This is a genomic window from Rothia mucilaginosa, from assembly GCF_001548235.1.
Lineage (GTDB): Bacteria > Actinomycetota > Actinomycetes > Actinomycetales > Micrococcaceae > Rothia > Rothia mucilaginosa_B.
In genome coordinates this window covers 867484-888999 of record NZ_AP014938.1, presented here as the reverse complement: position 1 = coordinate 888999, position 21516 = coordinate 867484, and the positions used below count along the sequence as shown (strand labels likewise).

The window sequence follows — 21516 nt, the reverse complement described above, 5'->3', positions numbered from 1 at the left end:
TCAAAGGACACTATGAGCGCACAGAGCACCGCCTCCACCCTGCCCCCTCTGGGCACCGGGAAGCACAGCCGATACCTCGGCATCATCGCACTCATCGCCACCTTCGGTGGTCTGCTCTTCGGCTACGACACCGGAGTGATCAACGGCGCGCTCGAACCCATGAGCCGCGAACTCGGCATGGACTCCACCACCCAAGGCTGGGTCACCGGATCGCTCGCCTTCGCCGCCGCTATCGGCGCGCTCGGATGCGGCCGCATCTCTGACCGGTTCGGCCGCCGAACCACCATCATTGGGCTCTCCACCATCTTCTTCATTGGTGCCCTGGCGTGCGTCTTCGCACCTAATGTCGCCGTGCTCATCACCGGGCGCACCCTGCTCGGCCTGGCGGTCGGTGGCGCCTCCGCCGTGGTGCCCGTGTTCCTCGCAGAGCTCGCACCCTACGAAATTCGAGGCTCCCTCTCCGGCCGCAATGAGCTCATGGTCGTGGGCGGTCAGCTTGCCGCATTCATCGTGAATGCCCTCATCGGCAACGTATGGGGTGAGCACGACGGCGTGTGGCGCTGGATGTTCGCCATCTGCACCCTGCCCGCCATCGGCCTGTTCGTCGGCATGCTGCGAGTGCCCGAGTCGCCGCGCTGGCTGCTGCGCGTCGGTCGGCGTGAACAGGCGCTTGAGGTGATGAAGCGCATCCGCTCCACCGAACGTGCCGAGGCTGAGATCGCCGACATTGAACGCACTCTGCAGGCGGAGGCGACCACCCAGAACAATGCGGCAGGTAAGGAAAGCGTGGGCGTGCGCGGCTGGTTCGTGCGCATCCTGCTCGTCGGTATTCTGGTCGGCGCGGGCCAGCAGCTGACTGGCATCAACTCGATCATGTACTACGGCATTAAGGTGCTCAAGGAAGCCGGTTTCAGCGAATCCGCGGCGCTCATTGCGAATATTGCTCCGGGTACGATTGCGGTGCTTGGTTCCATCCTGTCGCTGCGCCTGATGGAGCGTGTACCGCGCCGCGTCATGGTCATTACCGGCTATAGTTCGACCGCGTTTTTCCACGTGCTGATTGCGGGCGCATCCATGCTGCTACCCGCCGATAATGCGGCGCGTCCCTGGATTCTGCTGGTGCTCATCGTCTGTTTTGTGGGCGCGATGCAGACCTGCCTGAACGTGTCCACGTGGGTGATTATGAGTGAGCTGTTCCCGCTGCGTGTGCGTGCGGCGGGTATGGGCATTTCGGCGTTTAGCGGCTGGATGATGAACGGTGTGCTGTCGCTGGCGTTCCCCGTGATTCTGGGTGCGGTCGGTCTGACCGGCTCCTTCATCGGCTTTGCCGTGGTGAACGTGATTATTGCGCTGCTGATGTTCCGCAACCTGCCGGAGACTCGCGGCGTGAGCCTGGAGCAGGTGGAGCGCGGCGTGATGGACGGTAGCATCTACCCCTCCGCAGGCAAGCGCTAAACCTCGGCGGTTTTTAGACAAGAATGAGGCGGGCGGCCCCTCCCTGGTGGAGGTGCTGCCCGCCTTGCAATATGCGTTGAATGACTAGTCTGCAGGGTTCTCTGCGAGGAACTCGTCGAGGCCGATGCGGTAGCCGTCATCTTCGGCGCGTGCCTTGCGAAGAGTCTCAATGTCGAGGAGCTCTTCGTACTCTTCCAGCAGCTTCAAATCTTCGTAGGAGATGAGCGCGGCAACAGTCTTACCATTGCGGCTGATGAGGGGACGTTCGCCGGAGAACACGGCTTCGTTGACTTTGGTTCCGAGGTTGTCGCGGAGTTCTTTAAGAGTCGTGACATTGGAACGAGTCCGGTGAGTGGTGACAGTCATGACTGGTTCCTTTCTGGGGTTTGTCCGTTAGCTCCGAGGATAGTTCCTGTGCAGGTTCTATCCAGAGGAGCTACTTACATAGTACAACAATGTAAAGTATGTAAAAAGTGTACACTTTTTCTGCTAAGGTTGAGGTTAAGATTTAAAGCTCTGCCTGAAGGGTGCAGATGACTGCAAACCATGTCTCAAACCCCGTGTACCGGGTTGAATTGACGCGCAAAGCAGCGAAAGAACTAAAGAAAATCCAACGAGAAGACCGGACAGCCTTCGAGAAAATTATCGCCTGCCTCCGATCCCTTGGTGATGACCCATATATGACGGGAGTCAAGAAGCTACAGGGCGAAGAAGGGTACAGGGCACGAGTAGGGAATTACCGCATTCTGTACACCATTGATAATGGTGCGGTTGTTGTTGAGGTTTTCCGAGTTGGTCATCGGCGAGAAGTCTATCGCGGTCTGTAGAGTGAGCGCGGCGTGATGGACGGTAGCATCTACCCCTCCGCACGCAAACGCTAGATTCGGCGGTTTTTAGGCAAGAATGAGGCGGGCGGCCCCTCCCTGTGGAGGTGCCGCCCGCCTTGCGTTTTTCCTGCATCGCGGACCCTCTTAACGATAGAATGAGGTACGGAACACTAAAAATTCGCCTGGTCAGAAATAATATCTAATGTATGGCCTGCTGAGTTAGACAGTTTCCGGTGTTATGTATCGATGAAGACATAGGACCGATAGCGGGATGCCACGAAGTGACCCGCTGAAAGGAGGGTGTCATGAACGCCCTACATGCCAATTCTTATAACTGCTCGCAGCTAGTTTGGGCTGCCTATAAGAGCACGGACCCTAACGTGGACCTCGACTCTGACGGTGGCCCCGGCGTGTACCCGACAGACATCAAGGATTCACACTGGGTACATCTCTACGAAACGAGGTGGTAGCAATGACCACATCCCGTTTTTCAGGAAGCCTGCGTCTGGGACTCATTGGTGCCCTCCTCCTGTCAGGCTGTAGTGCGACCATCCCAGTAACAAACGACCCTCGCAAAGCCCTCGACGAAAGCAGCATCGCTATATCCATTGCAGGCGACTCAAGATACCTGCCGCACGCTGGAGGAGGCGTAGCATTCTACAACTCAGAAACTCAAAAATGGTCAAGAATCAAAAATGTTGGGGTTCGAAACTCGCCAATTGTATACAAAGATAAAAACCTGTATTTCACAGATACAAATTCGCTATTCACCCTCTCCGATAAACTGCACACATACCCAAAGAAAACCAAAAATGATTACAGTGAAGATGTGTACGTTGCAGACGATAGCACTATTGTAGCTATAGATAATTACGGAGGGGATGGAAATGGTGATTACCTATTCCTTGTGACAATTGTAAAAGATGGTGAGGTGAGGGAAGAGAGAATTAAAAATAATTTACTCTTCACAGCTCAGTGCGCCGACGGCAGCATATGGGGCTACGACAAAATCAGCAATTACGAAGGAACAGATAACCAATACCTACACCCAAGGAACCCCACATACCTTACCCGTGTGTACCCGAACCCTTCAAATGAAAAAATGTTCTCGAAGAGTCTCGAAAGTAACACAATGGAAGGTTCCTACATTGTGTGTGCAGGAAATAGAATTGTGAAAATCCATGATACTTACCCGCAAAGCATTACCGACTACCAATATGCAGATTTAAAAGATATCGACGGATCCATGCTCGAAGTAATTAATGTGCAAACAGGCGAGCATACAGAACGCCAAATTACCGGTGAAGCGAACAAACGTGTACATGGAAAAAATGTTCCTTCAGGTGCACCGTATGCAATACACGCATACGGGGACGACATCTGGTGGGTCCATCACGACGGGCGAATCATCTCAACCAATATTGATACCGCCCACAACACTGTACGATTCAGCCTCAAGATCCCAGAAGGAGTAAAGGAAGTCTCTACATACTACTGGACCGAGAAGAATCTCTACGCCATGTACGAGCTGCAAGGAGAAACCTATATTCAAGCCTATTCCGTTGAGTCCGGTGAACTCATCAAAACCCAGAAAATACCGCACTACAACGCTCTTCTGAACGGGCGCGAATACCCCTCATACTTCGTTATTACAAACGAAGAGAAATTCCTTAAAAACTAGCCCCTCGCGCTGAAATACTGCATAGAGTGAGGCGGGCGGCACCTCCCCGGTGGAGGCGCTGCCCGCCTTGCGCGTCCCCTGACACCTCGCCCCACATGCACTGTTCGGTGAACTGTTCGTTGAATGAGAAGCAAGGAAACCCTACCCTGCACCACCAACCCATAAGTGATACGGTCAAAGAACAAATAGTCAAAGAACAAGTAATGGATTCACGTGCTGAAATGCACGCCCGACCCTGCCCCATACGCATCGCCCGGACGCCCGCATCCAGCACGCCACAGCTCTATAACAAACACGGGTGAACAATGACTGAGAACGTACACAACGATTGGGATCTGCGTAGCGAAGAGGTCCAGAAGGACCAGGTAGCAGCATACGACGCGATGCGCCGCCGCTGCCCCGTCGCCCACGACGAATTCATGGGCTACTCCGTCTTCAAAAACGCCGACGTACAGCACGTACTCGACCACCCCGAAATCTACTCCAACGTCGTCTCCACCCGCCACATCGCCGTCCCCAACGGCATGGACGCACCCGAACACACCACCTTCCGCGCCGTCAACGACAAGTACTTCACCCCCGAACGCCTCGAAAAGTTCGCACCCGTCATCCGCGACGCCGTGAAGACCCTCATTGCAGAACTGCCCCGCGGCGAAGAAGTGGACGTCATGCAGGGCTTCGGCCAGGCCTACGCAATGCGCGTGCAGAACGCCTTCATGGGCTGGCCCGCATGCCTCGAGCAGCCCCTCACCGAGTGGATCGAAAAGAACCGCGTGGCCACCCTGCGCCGCGACCGCGAAGAAATCGCCAAGGTCGCCCTCGAATTCGACGGCTACATCCGCCAGCTGCTCGACGAGCGCCGCGAGGATGCCGCAGCCGGCAAGCCCAAGGACGTCACCGCCGAACTGCTCACCGATACCGTGCAGCTGCCCGGCGAAGAGCCCCGCACCATGACCGACGAAGAAATCGTCAGCCTCATCCGCAACTGGACCGTGGGCGAGCTCTCCACCGTCTCCGCAACCGTGGGCGTATTCGTCAACTTCCTGGCACGCAACCGCGCCGAGCAGGACCGCCTGCGCGCTTCCCTCGCCGACGGCAACGCACTCGACGACCGTAGCGAAATCGCCCTCGCCGTCGAAGAAATCATGCGACTCGAAGACACCCTCGTCACTAACCGCCGCATCACCACGCAGGACACCGAACTCGGCGGCCGCACCCTGCCCGCCGGCTCCCGCGTGACCATCAACTGGGCAAGTGCCAATCGCGACGAGGACGCCTTCGAAGATGCCCTCACCTACAACCCGCACCGCGACCAGTCCCGCAACCTCGTGTACGGCGACGGCATCCACGTCTGCCCCGGCGCACCCCTGGCACGCCTGGAGCTGCGCATCCTGCTTGAGGAGCTGCTGCGCGGCACCGAGTCCATCGAGATCGCGGACGAGAGCGAGAATCCCGCAACTGTGAACGCCGTGTACCCGGTCTCCGGCTACTCGGTCGTGCGCGCCATCTTCAACTAGGTACGCCCCAGCCCTAAAAAGTGCGAGGCGCCGAATCCCGAGAATGGGGGTCGGCGCCTCGCGCTGTTTAAGAGTAAATATGAGAGTGAATAGTAGGGGAGTGGCGGCAGGTATCAGCCGCCCACTATAGATAAAACGGAATATTCCATAGCGGCTATATAGACTAGTGGGTTATCCAAAAAACTGAATCTAGCGGCCGGAACTCGTCGCCGAAGGCTTCGCAGAAGAACCCGCAGAACCGCTCGCAGACGCACGAGCCGAAGCACTCGCAGAAGCCGAAGCAGATACCTCAGCGGCAGCCGATGCCGACTCCTCCGGGGACAGAGGTGTACCATCCGCATGAACACCAGCCATCGCCGGAGTCACACCATTCACGAAGCTCAACTTCGCCTGCTTGAACTGGTACTCGGGGGAGCAAGTCAGCTTGTACTTCGAATTCGCCAGCTCGCGAATCGTCTTTACATAATTCTGAGTTTCCTCGTACGGGGGAACACCGCCGTACTTCTCCACAGAACCCGGACCCGCGTTATAACCGGCGAGAACCATATCCTGCAGCTCGTCCTCATTGGAGGCGTACTTCGCCAAGCGAGTACGCAACTCAGCCAGGTAGCGTGCCTGCGCCGCAATCGCATCGTGCGGGTTCAGAACATTACCGCCATTGCCGAAGCTGTAGTGGCCGCCGCTCCACGCATCATCGGTGAACTGCGCAATACCCTTAGCGCCCTGGTGGGACACAACGCCCACACGCCAGTGGCTCTCAGTCTCAATCTGCGCCGCCAGCACGCCGGGACGGAAACCCGCCACCTTAGAGCCCTCCTCAAAATCGGATCGGAGAGCCGCCGGAGCATACGAAAGCTCCGTCATGCCGCAATAGTCGTCATAGGTGGCTGCCAGGCCGGCAACACCGCCACCCAAAAGAACCGCAGAGGCAATAATCTGCCAATGTGCAAGTGCCCCGGCAAGAATGCGTACCGGAAAAGGCTTACGCTGCCGAGGAGAAACTTGTTGATCCGCCGAAACGGAAATGTGGTTGGAGGCGCTCGTAGCATTACGCTCGGAAGGGGCGCCCGAAGTGCAATCTGCCATTCCTATAGACTAGCGCACCATGCCCGCTCCTGGCTAAGAAAAGTTCGCCCATGAGGCTAAAAGCATAGTTCGCCGATGTGCGTGCAGGCTCCTGCCGGGGCGTGTGCAGGGGCTCTGGGCTGGCTCTGTATCGGCTCTGTAGGAGCCTGTGCGGGGCAGAAAGGCGGCACAGCAAGACAGCGCAGAAAGACCCCGCCCGGCGCATCCATTCACAGGATGCACCGGGCGGGGTCTACCTCTCACGGGGCGCTAGAAGCGCCTAGCGTGAGGGTTTAGCGGGTAGCCACTACTAGCGATCAGTGACCACGATCTTGCCGGCGGCACCGCGCTCCATCTCCGAGAAGGAGTGATTCACGAACACGTAGGTGCCAGACTCCAAGAACTGCATCTCCACGAAGCCGCCCTGAGCGGGCGCCAAATCGAGTGCCTGGCTGTGGCCGTCACGGCTGCCGAACGCATCCGCACCGCGGCGCATCAGGTAGCCGCCCTCCTTGTAGACGGTGTCGAATTGCGAACCGACCACGTGGAAGCTCGTGCCATGGTTCGGGCCAGCCGCCATCACCCAAACACGGATACGCTCGCCCTTCTTCACATGCAGAGGCTTCGCCTTGTACTGGGTTGCGTGGCCGTTGAACATGGTCAGCGTGGGGGTGCCCGCCGCGATCAGCTCCGGCGAGTTCTCCGCCAGCTTGTTGCCGTCGGAGGCGGTCTTGCCGGTGTCGTGCAGGTACGCCTCGCCCTGAACCATCACGTACTCGTGATCGACCGGGTCGAGGTCTGCCGGGTCAATGATGACCGCGCCGTACATGCCCTGAGTCATGTGCAGGCTCAGCGGGGCGGTACCGCAGTGGTACAGCCAGATGCCGGCGGCCTTCGCCTCGAAACGGTAGACGAGACGCTCACCGGGGGCGATGGTCTTCATCGTGTTATCGGGGGACACCATGCCCGCGTGGAAGTCCAGCGAGTGGCCCATCGTGCCGTTATTGATGAGTGTAATTTCAAAAATGTCGCCGACCTTGCCGCGCAGAATCGGTGCCATGTTCTGCCCGTTGAACGTCCACATGTGGACGGTTACGCCGGGTGCGACCTCGCGGTCGACCTCCTGCACGTCCAGGGTGACCTTGCGGACGGTCTTGCCGTTCACCTTCTCGGCGGTGTTCGGTGCCGGGATGTTCGGGTCGCGGTACTTGTAGCCGCTGCCGGGCGCTGCGGACATGTCAATCCTGCTGTTCGCAACGGTCATGAGGGTCGGGGTGCTACCCGACGCCGCGTGGTTGTGGGTGCCCGCAGAACCGTGGTTGTGGCCGCCCTGCGCCACCTGGTTTGCGGAGGCGCCGGTCGCCTTCACCTTAAACACCATGCCCAGGGAGCGGTGGCCCGCTACGGAGCAGTAGGCTTCCTGGTCGGCAGTAATGACGCCGGCATCAACGGTTTTCGTTTCGCCGGGGTTGATCACGCCGGTGGTCGCGCCGTTATCAAAAGTCAGGTCGTGGGTCATGCCCTGATCGTCATTGGTGACTTCAACGACCAGGCGGTTACCGGCGGGCACCTCCACCTCGGCGGGGGTGAAACGGTAGTTGCTGGTTGCCTTCACCTGAACGGTGGTGGTCTGACCGGTCGCAGCCACGGAACCCGACGAAGAAACCGACGGCAGGTTCAACGCGGACGGGTTCACGGCGAAGCCCAGCAGGAACGCCATAGCAACCGCGAGTGCCGCCTGGAAGCTCTGCTTGGCGTGCGGGATGGGTGCGGGGGTCAGCGCCTCCTGGTCGAAGGCGGGCTTCTCACCGCGGGCGCGCGCCTCGAAGATTGCCTTGCGGGTGCTTACCGAAGTCTTCACGCCGCGCACCATCAGCGGAATGAACGCCGCCAACGCCAGCGCGCCCACAATGGCGACCGCCATCTTAATGGACTGACCCACCATGGAGCTGGGCAGCATGAAAACAATGAGCGCCAGGTTCACGGCGGTCACGCGACCGGCAGCAAAACGGCTGAACTCCTTATTGGAGGCGCGCACCACCGCCGGGCCGCCACCCATCAGCTGAGGCAGCAGGTAGCTCATTGCGCCCAGCAGCACCTGCAGCAGGAAGCCCACCACGAAGATGGGGGTGACGGCGCGTACGTCCAGCTGCGCGAACGGGGTGGTTGCCACCATGTAGGCGGTGGTCGCCACGCCAACAATCAGCCAGAGGAAGCCCATACCGACGCTCATCGGCGGGTACTCGTTCGGGCGCTTGGTGCGCAGGGTACGCACCATCACCCAGGCGACAATGAGCAGGCCGAGTAGGTAGACGATCAGGCCCGCAGCAGCAAGCGGACGCATCCCGAACATGGAGCCGGCAAGGGACAACGCCAAGCCGCCGCACATCAGGTACAGGGCGCGCAGGCTGTGAGAGAGCGCCTTATCAACCATCTTCGTGCGCAGCATGGTCGGCCAGAAGGTCACCAGCGTACCCACCACGGTAATACCGACGAAGCCGAGCACGTTCACAACCTCGTGGGCAAGCAAGAACTGCGAGTGCAGGGTGCCCTTGAGGTTCGGGTAGGCAATCATCGCGCCGAACGCCGCGCCGAGAGGCAGCATGAGCGCCGCCGCAATGTAGAAGCGAATCGTCACACCGAACCGCGAGGGTAGAGCCTGACGCACCTGCTTGAGCAGGTACAGGGCATGCCAGGCGACCATGGTACCCACAATGAGCGCACCAACCACCGTGGCGGCGTACAGGCCGGGCACGCTCAGCTGACCGATCATGCCGACCATGAGCACGAGAATACCGGCGTTCAGGATGAAGATGCGGCGCACCTGAGTTCCGCGGTGTTCGTCAGGAATCTTGATCTTCATGAGCGCTTCGGTGAAGTGCTGCGACCAAATCAGAATCGAGTTCGTAATCAGGCCGAGGGTGACAATGTGCACCAGCAGCCAGCCGCTATTGGGAATAAACTTATGCAGCAGAAGCACGCCGATAAGCACAAACATCCAGTGCGAGACAGGCTTGGAGGCGCGACGATGCCACGTACCGCGACCGGATGCGCGGCGTGCAACCTCTTCGGGGGTGAGGTTCGCGCCGGGCGCATCAGCCGGGCGCGCGCCAATGCTCAGGCCGGAGGAGCCGCCTCCGGAGACGCTTGCGGGCTTGCCGCTCGTGTTCTCGCCTTCGGGTGGGGTGCCGAGATGTTCACTCACGTGATCACTGCTTTCACTGCTGGTTGTTCGTGGACGTCGGTGTGCGGGTTGGCATTCGGCCGCCCCTGCGTTGGGGTGGGCGGAACGCCAATAAGCCCATTATATTGCCCGAGTAGTACCAATTTTGAAGACATTACGTGCATATGAAGGCGGCTCATACCGTGATAGTCGTGCTTGCCCACTCGAGCGAATTTGCCCCTGTGAATCTTCTCCCCTGAATCTTCTCCCCAATGCACCCTTCACAGCTGCGCGCGATAAACTATTAGGATTCCAAAATCAGATGCCCGCCCACCCTACGCGCGCGCATCCGCCGGCACCAAGGTAAGGACAAGCACCTCGTGACAAGGACTGACTCCACCACCCCCATCTGGGGAAAAATCGCTATTGCGGCACTCATCCTCATCATTGGCGGTGGATACGTCGTCAAAATGCTCATCGACCCCTTGAGCGGTATGGACTTTTCCATCTACCGTCTGGGTGCGATGACCATTTTCGATAATGAGGGCTTCACCCAGGAGCTGTACTCCCCGACCCTGAACGACCACGGCGTGATCAAGCCGCCGTTCACGTACCCGCCGTTTGCGGCGATGCTGTTCTTGCCCTTCGCGTTCATGCCTCTGGAAGTCGGCAAGGTCATTATGGTCGTCGGTTCGGCTGTGGTGGCGTGGTGGATTTCCACGATTATGTACAACTACGTGAATGCGCGCGGCCGCGAACTGCCCCTGCAGCAGTACTTTGGTCGTGCCGGCACGATTGCGGTGCTGACTATTCTGGTGGTTTCGGCGGGCCCGTGGCAGCGCACCCTGGATCTGATTCAGATTAACCCGTTCATTACGGCGCTGATTCTTGCCGATTTTGTGCGCCCGGCGACCCGCGTGCCGCGCGGCGTGCTGATTGGTATTGCGGGCGGCGTGAAGCTGACCCCGCTCGTGTTCGGCCTCATCCTGCTGGTGCGCCGCGATTGGAAGGGTATCGCAACCCTGGGTGCGACCTTCTTCGCCACGATTGCGCTGGGCTTCATTCTGATGCCCAAGGAGGCACCGGAATTTTGGTTCTCGGCGCTGACGAATCCTTCGCGCGTGGGCGGCCTGAACTATGTGGATAACATTTCGATTCAGGGTTGGCTGTTGCACTTCGGCCTGTCCGAGGGTGCCGCGAAGCCCGTCTACTACGCTCTGGCGCTCGTGAGCATCGTGCTCACCGCCGGCCTGCTGTACCAGCTGGAACGCCGCGGTGCGGCCCTGGCACAGGTGGCGGTGACCGCCTCGCTCATGGTGGCGCTGTCGCCGATTAGCTGGTCGCACCACAACGTGCTACTGCCCCTGCTGGCGGCCGTGCTGGTGCTGGACGCGTTCCCGACCTATTTTGCGGTTCAGCCGGCGTGGCTACGGGTGACAGCGACCGTGTTCGCGGTGGTTGCGGTGTTGGGCCTGTACCTGTCGCCGATTAGGATTGCGTCCTGGTTCCACGGTAGCGCGGATGGTTTGGAGCAGCTGGCTCCGGGCGCGTTGGCGGTTTCGGCTATTCCCGCGTTCTGCCTGTGGGTGACGATGACGCTCTGGTCTGTTGCCGCTCTGAGCGCGCCGGTGCGTGGCGCAAAGGTTGAGCCCGTGCAGTACGGTTCCGTGCGTAGCGATGCGCCGCTGGGTTGGTGGGGCGCCCGTGCACTGGTGACCCAGAGTGCCCTGGTGACCGAGAGCGCCGAGTCTGTGCGTGCCGCTACCTCCCGTGAGGCAACCGCGTGAGCCGCGAGAAGAATCGTGAGAAGAACGCCGAGGCGGTAGCGCCTACAATCCCGTGGGCTTCGGCTGGCTCTACTACTGCACCGGTTGCGGAACCGGCTGCTGAAAGCGCTGTAGAAAGTGCTGGGCCCGCCGCATCCTCTGTAGCCACCGCGGAAAAAGCGGCAAAGGAAGAAGTCGCCGAAGAAACCGCGAAACAGCCCACAAAACCTGCGCGTCGCAGCTTCTTTGGCCGCATCCCCGGCATGCGCAGCGGTGCTCTCTGGGCGCACCTGCTGTTCATCCTGGTTGCCCTCTACGCCTTCGACTACGTGACCCACGCGGCGGCTGACGATATTTACGTCTACCGCCTGGGCGCTGTATCCCTCGCGGACGGCCCGGACGGCTACCAGCTATACACCTTCCGCACGCGCGGCCTGCCGTTCACGTACCCGCCGTTTGCGGCGCTGCTCTTCTACCCGCTCGCGTTCCTCACCGAGCCGCAGAGCATGCTGCTGATTACCGCCATTATTTGTGCGCTCAGCTACTGGTGCGCGTACCTGCTGTACTCCTACGCCCGTAGCCGCTCGTGGCGTCTGCCGTTGCAGAAGCACCTGGGTCATTGGGGTATGGTGTCGCTGATTGCGGCGCTGATTTGGATGTGCGGCCCGTGGCGTTTGACCACGCATTTTGGGCAGATTAACGCCATCATTTTGGTGCTGATTCTCGCCGATTTTATGCGCCCGGCAACCCGTGTTCCGCGCGGTGTGCTGCTGGGTATTGCGGCGGGTATTAAGCTGACTCCGCTCGCGTTCGGTCTGCTGCTGCTCATGCGTAAGGACTGGAAGGGCATTGCGACCCTGGGCGCTAGCTTCGCCGCGACCGTGGGTATCGGCTTCCTGGTGATTCGTGAGGAGTCGCTGACGTTCTGGTTCCATGCGGTGCATGACACTTCGCGTGTGGGCTGGTTCAGCTACTTCGATAACGTATCGATTATGGGTACGCTGACCCACGCGGGCCTGCAGCATCACCTGACGGCTACCGCCCTGTCGGTGGTGCAGGTGGCGTTGACCCTGCTGATTGTGCTGGTCACCGCGGTTCTGTTGATTCCGCTGATTCGTGCTCGCGCGCTCATGGCGCAGCTGGTGCTGACCGCGTTCATGATGCTGCAGATTTCGCCGATTAGCTGGTCGCACCACAACACCTGGTACCCGCTGATGCTCGCCGCCGTGGTCATGGAAATCTTCCCGCTCATGTACCAGAGGGTCAGCTCCTTCGTCTTCACGCTGGCTGTTATCTTGGCGACTGCGGCACTGGTGGGCATGTACATTTCGCCGTTCTGGATTGTGCTGGCGCTCTCCCCGCACTTCAACGCGGATCAGATTCTGATGGTGCCGGAAGGCTCCCTGGGCCTGATGGCTGGCACCATGCCGTACCAGCTGATGTACCTGTTTATCCTGGTGACGTTCTTTGTGTACCTGGCGAATCGTCAGCTGGTGGAACGTACGGCACGTGCCGCGGGCGCCGAGCTGGCGGAGGCGAAGTACTCCCGCTAAAGAAACCGCCCGCTCACGGCGGCTGCCCGCTCACGGCGGCTGCCCGCTCGAGGCGGTTGCTCGCCCGCGGCGGCGGGCGCATCCAGCAGGGCGTAAGCCCGTCGGACAGAACCTCAGAGCATAGCCTCCCGGCATAAAAACCGGCATAAAAATATCCCCCGCACCTATCACGGGTGCGGGGGATACTTTTATACCCAGCCTGCTGACCTAGTCAGTCACGCTGTTAGTTAGTGCCGATGCTCCAAGTAATGTTGGAGTCGGTACGAACCTGCATGTAGCTCTTGTTGCTCTGAACCCACTGCACGCTGCCCTTCACAGGCGACATGGTCGAGGAGAAGAACGGGTCGTTCTTAGTCGCGTTCAGAACGTTGAAGCCGCGGGTGGTCGGGCCGCTGGTCTGGAACTCCATGGTCGCCTCAGTGCCTTCGTAGGTGAAAGCGTAGTGGCTCATGGTGCTCTGGAACTTCTCACCCTTCTTGTAGTTGGGTGCGGAGTCTGCATCGTAGACGCGGATGGTCCATTCGCCCTTACCGGTCAGGTCCAGCTTACGGGTGGGGGTGGAGTGGCCGCTTGCGTCGATCCATGCGGTGCCCTTGATCTCCTTGCCGTCACGGGTCGAGTCGATAACGCTCACACCTGCGCTGGCGTTGCCCTTCTCATCACGGCTGGAGATGAAGGCGTTAACCACACCGTCTGCGGGCTTGAACTCGTAGTAGAGCAGGCCTGCGGACACATCGCCCTTAATCTTCTCAATGTCGATGGAGTCCTTGTTATCGGTGATGGTCTTCTTGTATTCCTTGAACTCACCCTCGGGCATCTTCGCCTCAGCGGCAGCAACCGGTGCCGCCGAAGAAGCCGAAGCCGCCGCCGCGCTCTCAGATGCGGGTGCTGCGGAAGAAGCCTCAGAGGATGCCGCCGCCGCGGAGGACGCCTCAGCGGAAGTAGCCGCTGCGCTCGCAGACTCGGAAGAACCGGAGGTGGGGGTCGAGCCGCCACGCGGAATCAGCATGACAATCGCCAGGATGAGAACAATCAGCAGAGCCAGCGCACCACCGATAACACCCCAAATCTTGGTGCCGGAGAACAGGCCCTTCTTCTCGGAGCCGTCCTCGCCCTGATCTGCGGGCTCGGTGACGTAGGGGTTGCTCAGCGCCACGGTTGCCTGGTCCTGATCGGACACCTGACCCGCGTAGGGCTGCTGAGCGTTGTACGGCTGACCCTGGTAGGGGTTGTTCTGGTACTGACCGCCCTGGACGTTCTGGCCGCCCTGCGCGTTCTGGTCGCCCTGGAAGCCCTGACCCTGGTACTGGCCACCCTGGAAGTTCTGGCCCTGGAAACCATCAGCCTGGTTCGGCTGGAAGCCGTTCGGTGCCTGACCCGCCGGAATGAACTGTGAGTTCTGGCCGCCCTGCACGTTCTGACCGGGCTGTTCAGAGAGGTTCACGGTGCGCTCGGACAGGTTGACGGTGCGCTCGGTTTCCGGAGTGTGGAACTCAACGAACGGGGAGCTCTCGATGGTGTGCGGAGCCCCTTCGGTGGAGGCGGGAACTTCAGCAACGGGGGCTTCAGCAACGGGAGCCTCAGCGACCGGTTCAGCCGCCGCCGGTGCCTCGGGAGCAACCTTGGCGACGGGCTCAACTGCGGGCTCAACGACAGCGGGCTCTGCAACAGGCTCGGAAACAACCGGCTCGGACAGCGCGGGCTCAGCAACGGGAGCCTCAACAGGCTGCTCGGAAGCAGCAGGCTCAACAACAACAGGCTCGACAACCGGCGCTACGGGAGCCTCAACAGCCTCAGCGGCGGGCTCAGCAACTACAGGCTCTTCAACAGCGGAAGACTGGGACGCGAGAACCTGCTCGGGCAGAGTGGTGCCGGTCAGCGGAACCTGAGTCAGGTGACGCATCGGCTTGGGCTCGGAGGATTCCTCAACGGACTCAGCCGCGGGTGCCTCAACGGGGGATGCCTCAGCCTGGGGTGCTGTCACCTCGGGAACCTCGACGATCTGCTCACCTTCGAGCTCAGCGGCGAGCTGCTCCAGGTCAACGTCCTCAACGGTCAGCGGTGCCGCAACCTCGGCGGGCTGCTCAGCCTCAACAGATTCAGCCGTGGGCGCCTCAACAACCTGCTCAGCGGGAGCCACCTCAGCAGCGGGCTCCTCGGGAATCAGCGGCTCAATAGTGGCCTCTTCAACCTGAATGGGTTCAGGCTCGGGCTCTTCGACCCACAGCTGCCAACCTTCAGGAACGGGACCCCACGCGGGGTCAGGACGCCACGTAGGAGTGGGGGCCCATCCGGCAGGAGGAGCGGGCCAGTTGGGCGGCGGATTGAAGACGAGTGCCATAAGAAAGCAGCCTTTCTGGTGCTGAAAAAACACCCCGGAAGAGCGGTCATCAGCGACTATGTATATGAGCGTATTATCGCTACAAATTATTGCATAGGTTCAGAAAATGAACCCCGTGAATGGTGGGTTTTTGACCGTATTCACGGCTTTTTCAATGGTTTTGAAACATTCCGTATCAATCAGTACTTGAAGGTTTCCGCATGCCTGGTCACCCCCGAACCCGCTGAGACTAGGATTAAAGGCTGAGGCTAGGATTAAAGAATGAACACGACACCGCCCCCCGCGCCCCCGCAGGTAGCCACCGGAACCCCCGCTGCTCCTGCGCCTGTTGCAGGTCTTGCCTACCACCGCCTCTCCCACGCCGACCCGAAATCCCGCTGGTTCTCACCCCTGCTGGAAGGTCTGCTCGGCGTCGCCGTATTTATTGGCCTCAACCTGATCATTTCAGTTGCCCTGGCTGCGACGATTATGGGTTCGGGACTTTCCCTCCAGGATGTAGCTACGAACCGCGCCGTCATTATGGAACACCCGGCGCTGTTCGCGCTGACCTTCCTCTCCCTGATCGCCATTGTGCCTTCGCTCTTTTTGGCGCGCCTGGTCGTGGGCCCGAAGCCCTGGGGTTTGATCCATTCGGTGGCGGGCCGTCTGCGCCGCTCGCTGCTGCTTCCGTACCTGGGTTTGAGCTTTGCGGTTTACGGCATCTACTACGCCGTGGCGTTGGCGGTGAGCGGTGCGAGCCTGCCCGAATACCGCTATTTTCAACCTCCACAGGTTGAATTTTGGGTTTATGTGGCGATGATGCTGCTCCTCGTGCCCGTGCAGTGCTACGCCGAAGAGCTCGCCTACCGCGGGTTCATGATGCAGATGCTTGGCCGCTGGGTCCGCACCCCCTGGCTGCCGATTGTGCTACCCGCAGTGCTGTTCATGCTCTCCCACGCCTACGACCCCTGGGGTCAGAGCACGATTCTTGCGATGGGTATTTATGCGGGCTTCCTCTGCTGGTACACCGGCGGCCTGGAAGCCTCCATCAGCCTGCACGTGGCAAATAACGTGATCCTGATGCTGCTGTCCATGGTGGCTGGCATGGATCCCTTCGCCTCCGAGGGCGTGACCCCCGTGGATGCGCTACAGGGTATCGCGCTGGAAGGCCTGTACGTGGTGCTCGCCTGCCTGATCTTCAACGCACGCGCTCGCCGCGGCGAGGTTTCACGTGAAACACAACCGCTCAAGGTTGATAACTAAAGGGTGCGGTGGGCTGGGCTAGCTCGGCTAGCTCGGCTAGCTCAACCCGCCCGTCCCGCTCCATGTGAGCCTCACCAGGGCTCATACTTCACACCGCGTGGATTATCAGCCCGGGTCACCCCGTCAACACCCAAGAAAAGGTAGGGTTAAAACATGACTGTTGATGCTGTAAAAAATATTGAAGACCTCGCCGCATTCGTGGCGGAGTCGCCGGTCTCTTACCTCGCCGCGCGCACGGTAGCGCGCCGCCTGCAAGCAGCAGGCTTTACCGAGCTCGTAGAGACCGAAGCATGGGACCCGCAGGTCGCAACCGGCCGCCACTTCGTCGTTCGCGACGGTGCGATTATCGCCTGGGCTGGCGGCGCAAAGGCACAGAAGGCAAGCGGCTACCGCGTGCTGGGTGCACACACCGACTCGCCCTCACTGAAGGTCAAGCCTTCCTCCTCCATCACCACGAAGGGATGGCACCAGATTGCTGTTGAGAACTACGGCGGCGCACTGCTGAACTCTTTCCTGGACCGCGAACTGTGTGTGGCGGGCCGCCTCACCGTCCTTGAGGACGGGGAGTTGAAGGACCGCCTGGTGCGCACCGGCCCGATTGCGCGCATCCCGCAGCTGGCACCGCACCTGGACCACAAGCGCAACGAACTGGTGCTGGATAAGCAGTTCAACATGTACCCCGTGTGGGGTGTGGACCCCGCGGAGAACGACGTGCTCGGCTACATGGCGAAGCACGTGATTGACGGCGAGCCGGTCGACCCGGAAAGCATTGTGGGTTACGACCTGCTGTTCGCCGACTCGCAGCCGCCGCGCCGTTTTGGTGCCGATCAGGAGCTGTTCGCCTCGGGTCGCCTGGATAACCTGTCTTCGGTGCATGCGGGTTTGACCGCCCTGGAGCGTTACGTTGCAGATAACGCGGACGAGCACGCCACCGAGACTGTGATGCTTGCGGCGTTCGACCACGAGGAGCTGGGTTCGGAGTCGCGTAGTGGTGCGGCTGGCCCGTTCCTGGAGGATATTCTGGTGCGCCTGTCCGCTGCCCGCGGTGAGAGCACGGAGGAGTACCGCCGTTCGGTGGCGGCGTCGTTCTGCCTGTCGGCTGATGCCGGTCACCTGGTGCACCCGAACTATCAGGGTCACCACGACCCGACCGTTCAGCCGCTGCCCGGTGGTGGTCCGCTGCTGAAGATTAACGCGAACCAGCGTTACGCAACGGATTCGGTGGGTGCTGGCGTGTTCGCTGCGGCGTGTGCGAAGGCTGGTGTGCCGTATCAGGAGTTCGTGTCGAATAACAATATGCCGTGTGGTTCGACGATTGGCCCGATTACGGCGACCCGCCTGGGTATGCGCACTGTGGATGTGGGTATTGGCCTGCTGTCGATGCATTCGATGCGCGAGATGTGCCATGTGGACGATATGGCGTATATGACCCGCGCGGTGGAAGGCTTCTTCCGCCTCTAAATTGAATCCCGCTGAGGTATGAGCGGCTGGGGTGTGGGCGCCGGGAACTTAGGGTTCCCGGCGCCTATATTTTTTAAAAATTTTTTCAAAATTTTTCGGGGGGGGGGGGGAGCTGTTTACCTCTTGAATAGGGTCTATGTGTACTGTAAAGTAACCCACAATACGTTATGCACGTGTTGCACATTACTTGTTTTTGAGAAGTTTTCACCAATGATGGTGCGCCATCAGCTCGTAACCGGCGTAGCGAGCGAACCCCAATTTGAAAGGCGGTTCCCATGTTCTTCGGTATTTCTCTGATCCCGCTGGCGGTTTTGATTATTGTGGGTCAGCTGAAAAAAGCACCACCAAGGTTGCTAAACAACCCCAGCTATCAGAAGGAGAGGGAGCAGGTGCGAAAGCACCTGCGCATCCTGGATGTGCTCGGCGTGGGTTTTGCTCTTGCCCTGATGATTATTCAGTGGGGTAACCCCGCGTTATCGCTTGCCTTTCAGGCGTTCGTTATTTGGGGGGTTCCCAGCCAGCTGTATAGGCTCTGGCAGAAGTTCAACGTGTCGCGTGGGATGCTCTTCGCGTGTGCTGTAGCCCTGATCGTTATTGAGTTTGGGTTGGCGCTCCTACCCTAACCTGCACCCTATAACAGTTGTGGCGGTGACCGAATGAAACGGTCACCGCCACAACTATTTTTAAGATGAGACAGACTCAGATTAGACGGGGTTCGATTAGACAGGGTTGTCGGGGCTGGGCAGGGTTACCACCTCAGACCAGCGAGTATCCTTAGCGGCCGCACGGTTCGCGTCGCTCTTCTGCTTCACATCGGCTGGCGCCTGCTGCGCCCACGCCTCAAAAGCAACAATGTAGTTCTCGGGGTAGTTTGCCACGAGTAGCTCCTGGCGGGTCGGGAAGTACTCCTTACCCTCTCGAATATCGACGTAGTTGCTTGCCTTGTAGGGGTCGGCGCTCTGGATGTCAGTGCGCGGGCCGGAGGCTACCTTTCCGCTTGCCACGTTATTGTCATCGATAGCGCGTACCCATGCCGCAGCGTAGGCGTGATCGGCCTTGTTCTTCTCGTACAGTGCCAGGCACTCGGCTCCTGCTGATTCAGCTTCGGCGCGGGTGGGGAAGTTCGCCTGGTTGCGCACAACATGCCGCGCGGAGACGTAGGAGGGCAGTGCTGTTCCGCGGTCGGCGCTGATGGCTTCCTGCTGCTTGAGGGTTTCAGCTTTCGCGGTTTCGTCAGGTTCAAGGCAGGGGGTGGAGCTCTTCTTCGCCGCGGAAGAGGAAGCGGACCCGGTGGCACTTGTTGCTGACGGGGATGAAGCCACGGTTGTGTTCGAGGGTGCGGGAGTGTTTGATGCCGTGCTGGTGGAGCTACCGCAGGAGGCAAGAAGCAGGGGGAGAATCGCCAGTGCGGCACTGCGTCGTAGACCGCTGGAATGGAATGAAAGAAAAATAGGGGTGTGGGTCATGAGACCACCTCACAAGAGGGATGGAACGATATATTGCGTCTAAACATACCGAATATTTGATACATGGTCAATGGAAAATGTCACCTTATTTTTAAAACCAACACTCTAGACGCAAGATGTGCAACCCAGTAGTCTTAAAGTTCTGACCTGCTTAAATATGTGGTAGATGGGGTAAGAGTGCGGAGGCTTTGCGGGTCGCCTACCTATCCCAGTATTGGCTTTGAGGCTTAATGGATACGAAAAACAACATTGAGGCTATGCGTTCGGTGTTCCGCTACTAGCTTTTTATGCTCTTGAAAGGAAATGGCATCATGAATTCTACTTATAAGATGTTCGCCGTAAATGAGAAAATAATTTTGTATATCTTATTTCTCATTGTATTGCAATTTTTCTATATTTTCCCAACTGCCCTGTATGCAGATTTCTATAGATTTGTATCGCCATGTGATAGGTGGCAAAGTGCATATTTCGACTATATACCCTTCTTTGTGGTGGGAGTTGTATCAGCTAGCTTATGGCAGACTTTTAGTATGTGGCTGGGTGTAAAGCTTCGTATAGGAATTTTTTGGATCGCATCGCTATATTTAGTTTTTAAAATGTATGGGACTTATGAAATTTTAAAAGGCAATATCTTAAGTTCATGTAAAGTCCCTACAGAATATATGCATGGAATATTGTGGCCATATGATCTACAGGCATTCATTCTCTGGGGTCCCGATATTATCTCATGCGTTATTTTTATAGCAGTTTTTATTGCATGTTCTAAGCGTAGCTACTGGATACCAACCCTCGCAGCTATAGCCGCATTTGTTGTGCAGTGCGTCATCTTGGTACTGCTCTGGGAATACGTTAGGGGACTTATCTATTTCCTCCTGCAGTAGCGTTGGGCTGTTGAGGCGCAGGCTTTTACGGAACTGGAGGTTGCGTCATGGGCACCCTGACCGTGGCACCCTGACCGTGGCGCCCTGACCGTGCTCCTCAGGGCATGTTGGCTTCCGCTGATTATCGGGCAAATAGCAGTATCTGATGCTGGTGTTTTAGTGACATGTTTGCCTCAAGAGCCCGGTGGCTTGCATGTTTGTGCAAGTCAAGGCGCTGAAAAAACTTGTTTATCGATTTTCTTCCGAGATGTTGGATTTTAAAAAATAAACATAATTTTCTCTTGACCATGTATCAAAACCGCCCGTATAGTGAGGGGCAACTCAGTATGCTCCAGCCCACAATGAGGTGACATTATGGCCCTGAAATCCAGGACCCCCAACCCCCGCTATAACGCACTGCGATACGGCGCCGCTCTCTTAACCCTGCCCCTGTTCCTTGCCGCCTGCGGCGGTGCAAACACCGCGGCAAGCAACACCTCCTCACCCTCCACGGCGAGCGCCTCAGCAACGGCAAGCACCACGCCGCCCGTCAGCTGCTCCTCATACTCTGCCGAAGATCTCGCCTCAGCAGAAGCCGCCAAGCCCGTCCCGCGCACCGATGAACAGTACCCCGCGTACATCCAGTACCGGCACATTCTCGCAGACGGCGGCCACATCATTGAGCCCAGCGAAATCGACAGCAAGTGCCACGCCGCACTCAAAGCAGGGCGGAGCACCCTCCCCGAATACGTTCAAAACATTGATGCCTACAACGCCCGCCCCAGCGTCGGAGTCACCGACCCCTTCGCCGGTAGCGAGTACCGAGACATCAAGAACCGCAACGAATTCATCCCCCACCGCGCAGACCTGGAAGAAGCCGCCTACCCCGAGATGATTATTCGTCTCTACGAAAAGTGGTACGAGGCAGCCCCCGCAGACATCAAGACGCTCAGCGACGCGAACCGTGCACGATTCCTCGCCACGAGCGCCTACCAGCAGTGGAAGGCCCAGCCCCAAACCCCCAGCAGCTCCCGCGCATAAACCCACTCACGCATAAGCCCACTCAAAAACAGTTGTGGCGGTGACCGAACAACGGTCACCGCCACAACTCTTTAAACG

15 protein-coding genes are annotated in these 21516 nt (G+C 58.9%); 10 read left to right on the top strand and 5 right to left on the bottom strand.

From position 1 onward, the window contains the following. Positions 1-12 precede the first annotated feature (12 nt). A complete protein-coding gene (locus tag RM6536_RS03385; protein WP_060824047.1) occupies positions 13-1455 on the top strand; it encodes a sugar porter family MFS transporter in 1443 nt (480 codons plus the stop codon). Positions 1456-1539: 84 nt separating this feature from the next. Here the strand turns inward: RM6536_RS03385 and RM6536_RS03380 are convergent, their stop codons facing one another. Continuing rightward, on the bottom strand, positions 1540-1821 hold the full coding sequence (locus RM6536_RS03380) for a type II toxin-antitoxin system prevent-host-death family antitoxin (protein ID WP_060824046.1): 282 nt from the start codon (positions 1819-1821) through the stop codon (positions 1540-1542). A 167-nt stretch (positions 1822-1988) separates the two neighbouring features. Between RM6536_RS03380 and RM6536_RS03375 the strand changes: the two genes are divergently transcribed. From RM6536_RS03375 to RM6536_RS03365, 3 genes are all read left to right on the top strand, one after another. After that, positions 1989-2282, top strand: coding sequence for a type II toxin-antitoxin system RelE family toxin (locus RM6536_RS03375; RefSeq protein ID WP_044143528.1), 294 nt, complete (start codon positions 1989-1991; stop codon positions 2280-2282). A gap of 472 nt (positions 2283-2754) precedes the next feature. After that, a complete protein-coding gene (locus tag RM6536_RS03370; RefSeq protein ID WP_060824045.1) occupies positions 2755-3963 on the top strand; it encodes a hypothetical protein in 1209 nt (402 codons plus the stop codon). Positions 3964-4268: 305 nt separating this feature from the next. Next, a complete protein-coding gene (locus RM6536_RS03365) occupies positions 4269-5480 on the top strand; it encodes a cytochrome P450 (RefSeq protein ID WP_060824044.1) in 1212 nt (403 codons plus the stop codon). Between the two features lie 189 nt (positions 5481-5669). Here RM6536_RS03365 and RM6536_RS09170 read toward each other — a convergent pair whose 3' ends face one another. Together RM6536_RS09170 and RM6536_RS03355 are read right to left on the bottom strand one after the other, a co-directional pair. Continuing rightward, the gene (locus tag RM6536_RS09170; protein WP_060824043.1) at positions 5670-6566 is read right to left on the bottom strand and encodes a lytic transglycosylase domain-containing protein; all 897 of its coding nucleotides are present in this window, start codon (positions 6564-6566) and stop codon (positions 5670-5672) included. A 289-nt stretch (positions 6567-6855) separates the two neighbouring features. Further along, positions 6856-9750, bottom strand: coding sequence for a multicopper oxidase domain-containing protein (locus RM6536_RS03355; protein ID WP_060824042.1), 2895 nt, complete (start codon positions 9748-9750; stop codon positions 6856-6858). A gap of 338 nt (positions 9751-10088) precedes the next feature. On the opposite strand from RM6536_RS03355, the gene RM6536_RS03350 reads away from it, so the two are divergent. After that, on the top strand, positions 10089-11495 hold the full coding sequence (locus RM6536_RS03350; RefSeq protein WP_060824041.1) for a glycosyltransferase family 87 protein: 1407 nt from the start codon (positions 10089-10091) through the stop codon (positions 11493-11495). Beyond that, the gene (locus tag RM6536_RS03345) at positions 11492-13027 is read left to right on the top strand and encodes a glycosyltransferase 87 family protein (RefSeq protein WP_060824040.1); all 1536 of its coding nucleotides are present in this window, start codon (positions 11492-11494) and stop codon (positions 13025-13027) included. Before RM6536_RS03350 ends, RM6536_RS03345 begins: the two co-directional genes overlap by 4 nt. A gap of 223 nt (positions 13028-13250) precedes the next feature. Here RM6536_RS03345 and RM6536_RS03340 read toward each other — a convergent pair whose 3' ends face one another. Further along, positions 13251-15368, bottom strand: coding sequence for a hypothetical protein (locus tag RM6536_RS03340; RefSeq protein ID WP_060824039.1), 2118 nt, complete (start codon positions 15366-15368; stop codon positions 13251-13253). A gap of 261 nt (positions 15369-15629) precedes the next feature. Here RM6536_RS03340 and RM6536_RS03335 point away from each other — a divergent pair, with 261 nt between their 5' ends. The 3 genes from RM6536_RS03335 to RM6536_RS03325 all read left to right on the top strand — a co-directional run bounded on the left by RM6536_RS03335 (position 15630) and on the right by RM6536_RS03325 (position 18694). Further along, on the top strand, positions 15630-16610 hold the full coding sequence (locus tag RM6536_RS03335) for a CPBP family intramembrane glutamic endopeptidase (RefSeq protein ID WP_060824038.1): 981 nt from the start codon (positions 15630-15632) through the stop codon (positions 16608-16610). A gap of 153 nt (positions 16611-16763) precedes the next feature. Continuing rightward, entirely contained in the window at positions 16764-18071 is a 1308-nt protein-coding gene (locus RM6536_RS03330; RefSeq protein WP_060824037.1) for a M18 family aminopeptidase, read from the top strand. Positions 18072-18346: 275 nt separating this feature from the next. Further along, entirely contained in the window at positions 18347-18694 is a 348-nt protein-coding gene (locus tag RM6536_RS03325) for a hypothetical protein (protein ID WP_060824036.1), read from the top strand. 96 nt (positions 18695-18790) lie between these two features. Here RM6536_RS03325 and RM6536_RS03320 read toward each other — a convergent pair whose 3' ends face one another. Then, entirely contained in the window at positions 18791-19537 is a 747-nt protein-coding gene (locus RM6536_RS03320) for a hypothetical protein (protein WP_060824035.1), read from the bottom strand. A gap of 1235 nt (positions 19538-20772) precedes the next feature. Here RM6536_RS03320 and RM6536_RS03310 point away from each other — a divergent pair. Beyond that, positions 20773-21438: a hypothetical protein gene (locus RM6536_RS03310; protein ID WP_060824034.1), complete on the top strand. Its 666-nt coding sequence runs from the start codon at positions 20773-20775 to the stop codon at positions 21436-21438. Positions 21439-21516: the final 78 nt, after the last annotated feature.

Excerpts from the sequence above, each read along its gene's own strand:
- RM6536_RS03370 (WP_060824045.1), top strand. The coding sequence starts at position 2,755 with ATGACCACATCCCGTTTTTCAGGAAGCCTGCGTCTGGGACTCATTGGT.
- RM6536_RS03365 (WP_060824044.1), top strand. The coding sequence starts at position 4,269 with ATGACTGAGAACGTACACAACGATTGGGATCTGCGTAGCGAAGAGGTC.
- RM6536_RS03320 (WP_060824035.1), bottom strand. The coding sequence starts at position 19,537 with ATGACCCACACCCCTATTTTTCTTTCATTCCATTCCAGCGGTCTACGA.
- RM6536_RS03340 (WP_060824039.1), bottom strand. The coding sequence starts at position 15,368 with ATGGCACTCGTCTTCAATCCGCCGCCCAACTGGCCCGCTCCTCCTGCC.
- RM6536_RS09170 (WP_060824043.1), bottom strand. The coding sequence starts at position 6,566 with ATGGCAGATTGCACTTCGGGCGCCCCTTCCGAGCGTAATGCTACGAGC.
- RM6536_RS03385 (WP_060824047.1), top strand. The coding sequence starts at position 13 with ATGAGCGCACAGAGCACCGCCTCCACCCTGCCCCCTCTGGGCACCGGG.
- RM6536_RS03375 (WP_044143528.1), top strand. The coding sequence starts at position 1,989 with ATGACTGCAAACCATGTCTCAAACCCCGTGTACCGGGTTGAATTGACG.
- RM6536_RS03330 (WP_060824037.1), top strand. The coding sequence starts at position 16,764 with ATGACTGTTGATGCTGTAAAAAATATTGAAGACCTCGCCGCATTCGTG.
- RM6536_RS03325 (WP_060824036.1), top strand. The coding sequence starts at position 18,347 with ATGTTCTTCGGTATTTCTCTGATCCCGCTGGCGGTTTTGATTATTGTG.
- RM6536_RS03380 (WP_060824046.1), bottom strand. The coding sequence starts at position 1,821 with ATGACTGTCACCACTCACCGGACTCGTTCCAATGTCACGACTCTTAAA.
- RM6536_RS03335 (WP_060824038.1), top strand. The coding sequence starts at position 15,630 with ATGAACACGACACCGCCCCCCGCGCCCCCGCAGGTAGCCACCGGAACC.
- RM6536_RS03310 (WP_060824034.1), top strand. The coding sequence starts at position 20,773 with ATGGCCCTGAAATCCAGGACCCCCAACCCCCGCTATAACGCACTGCGA.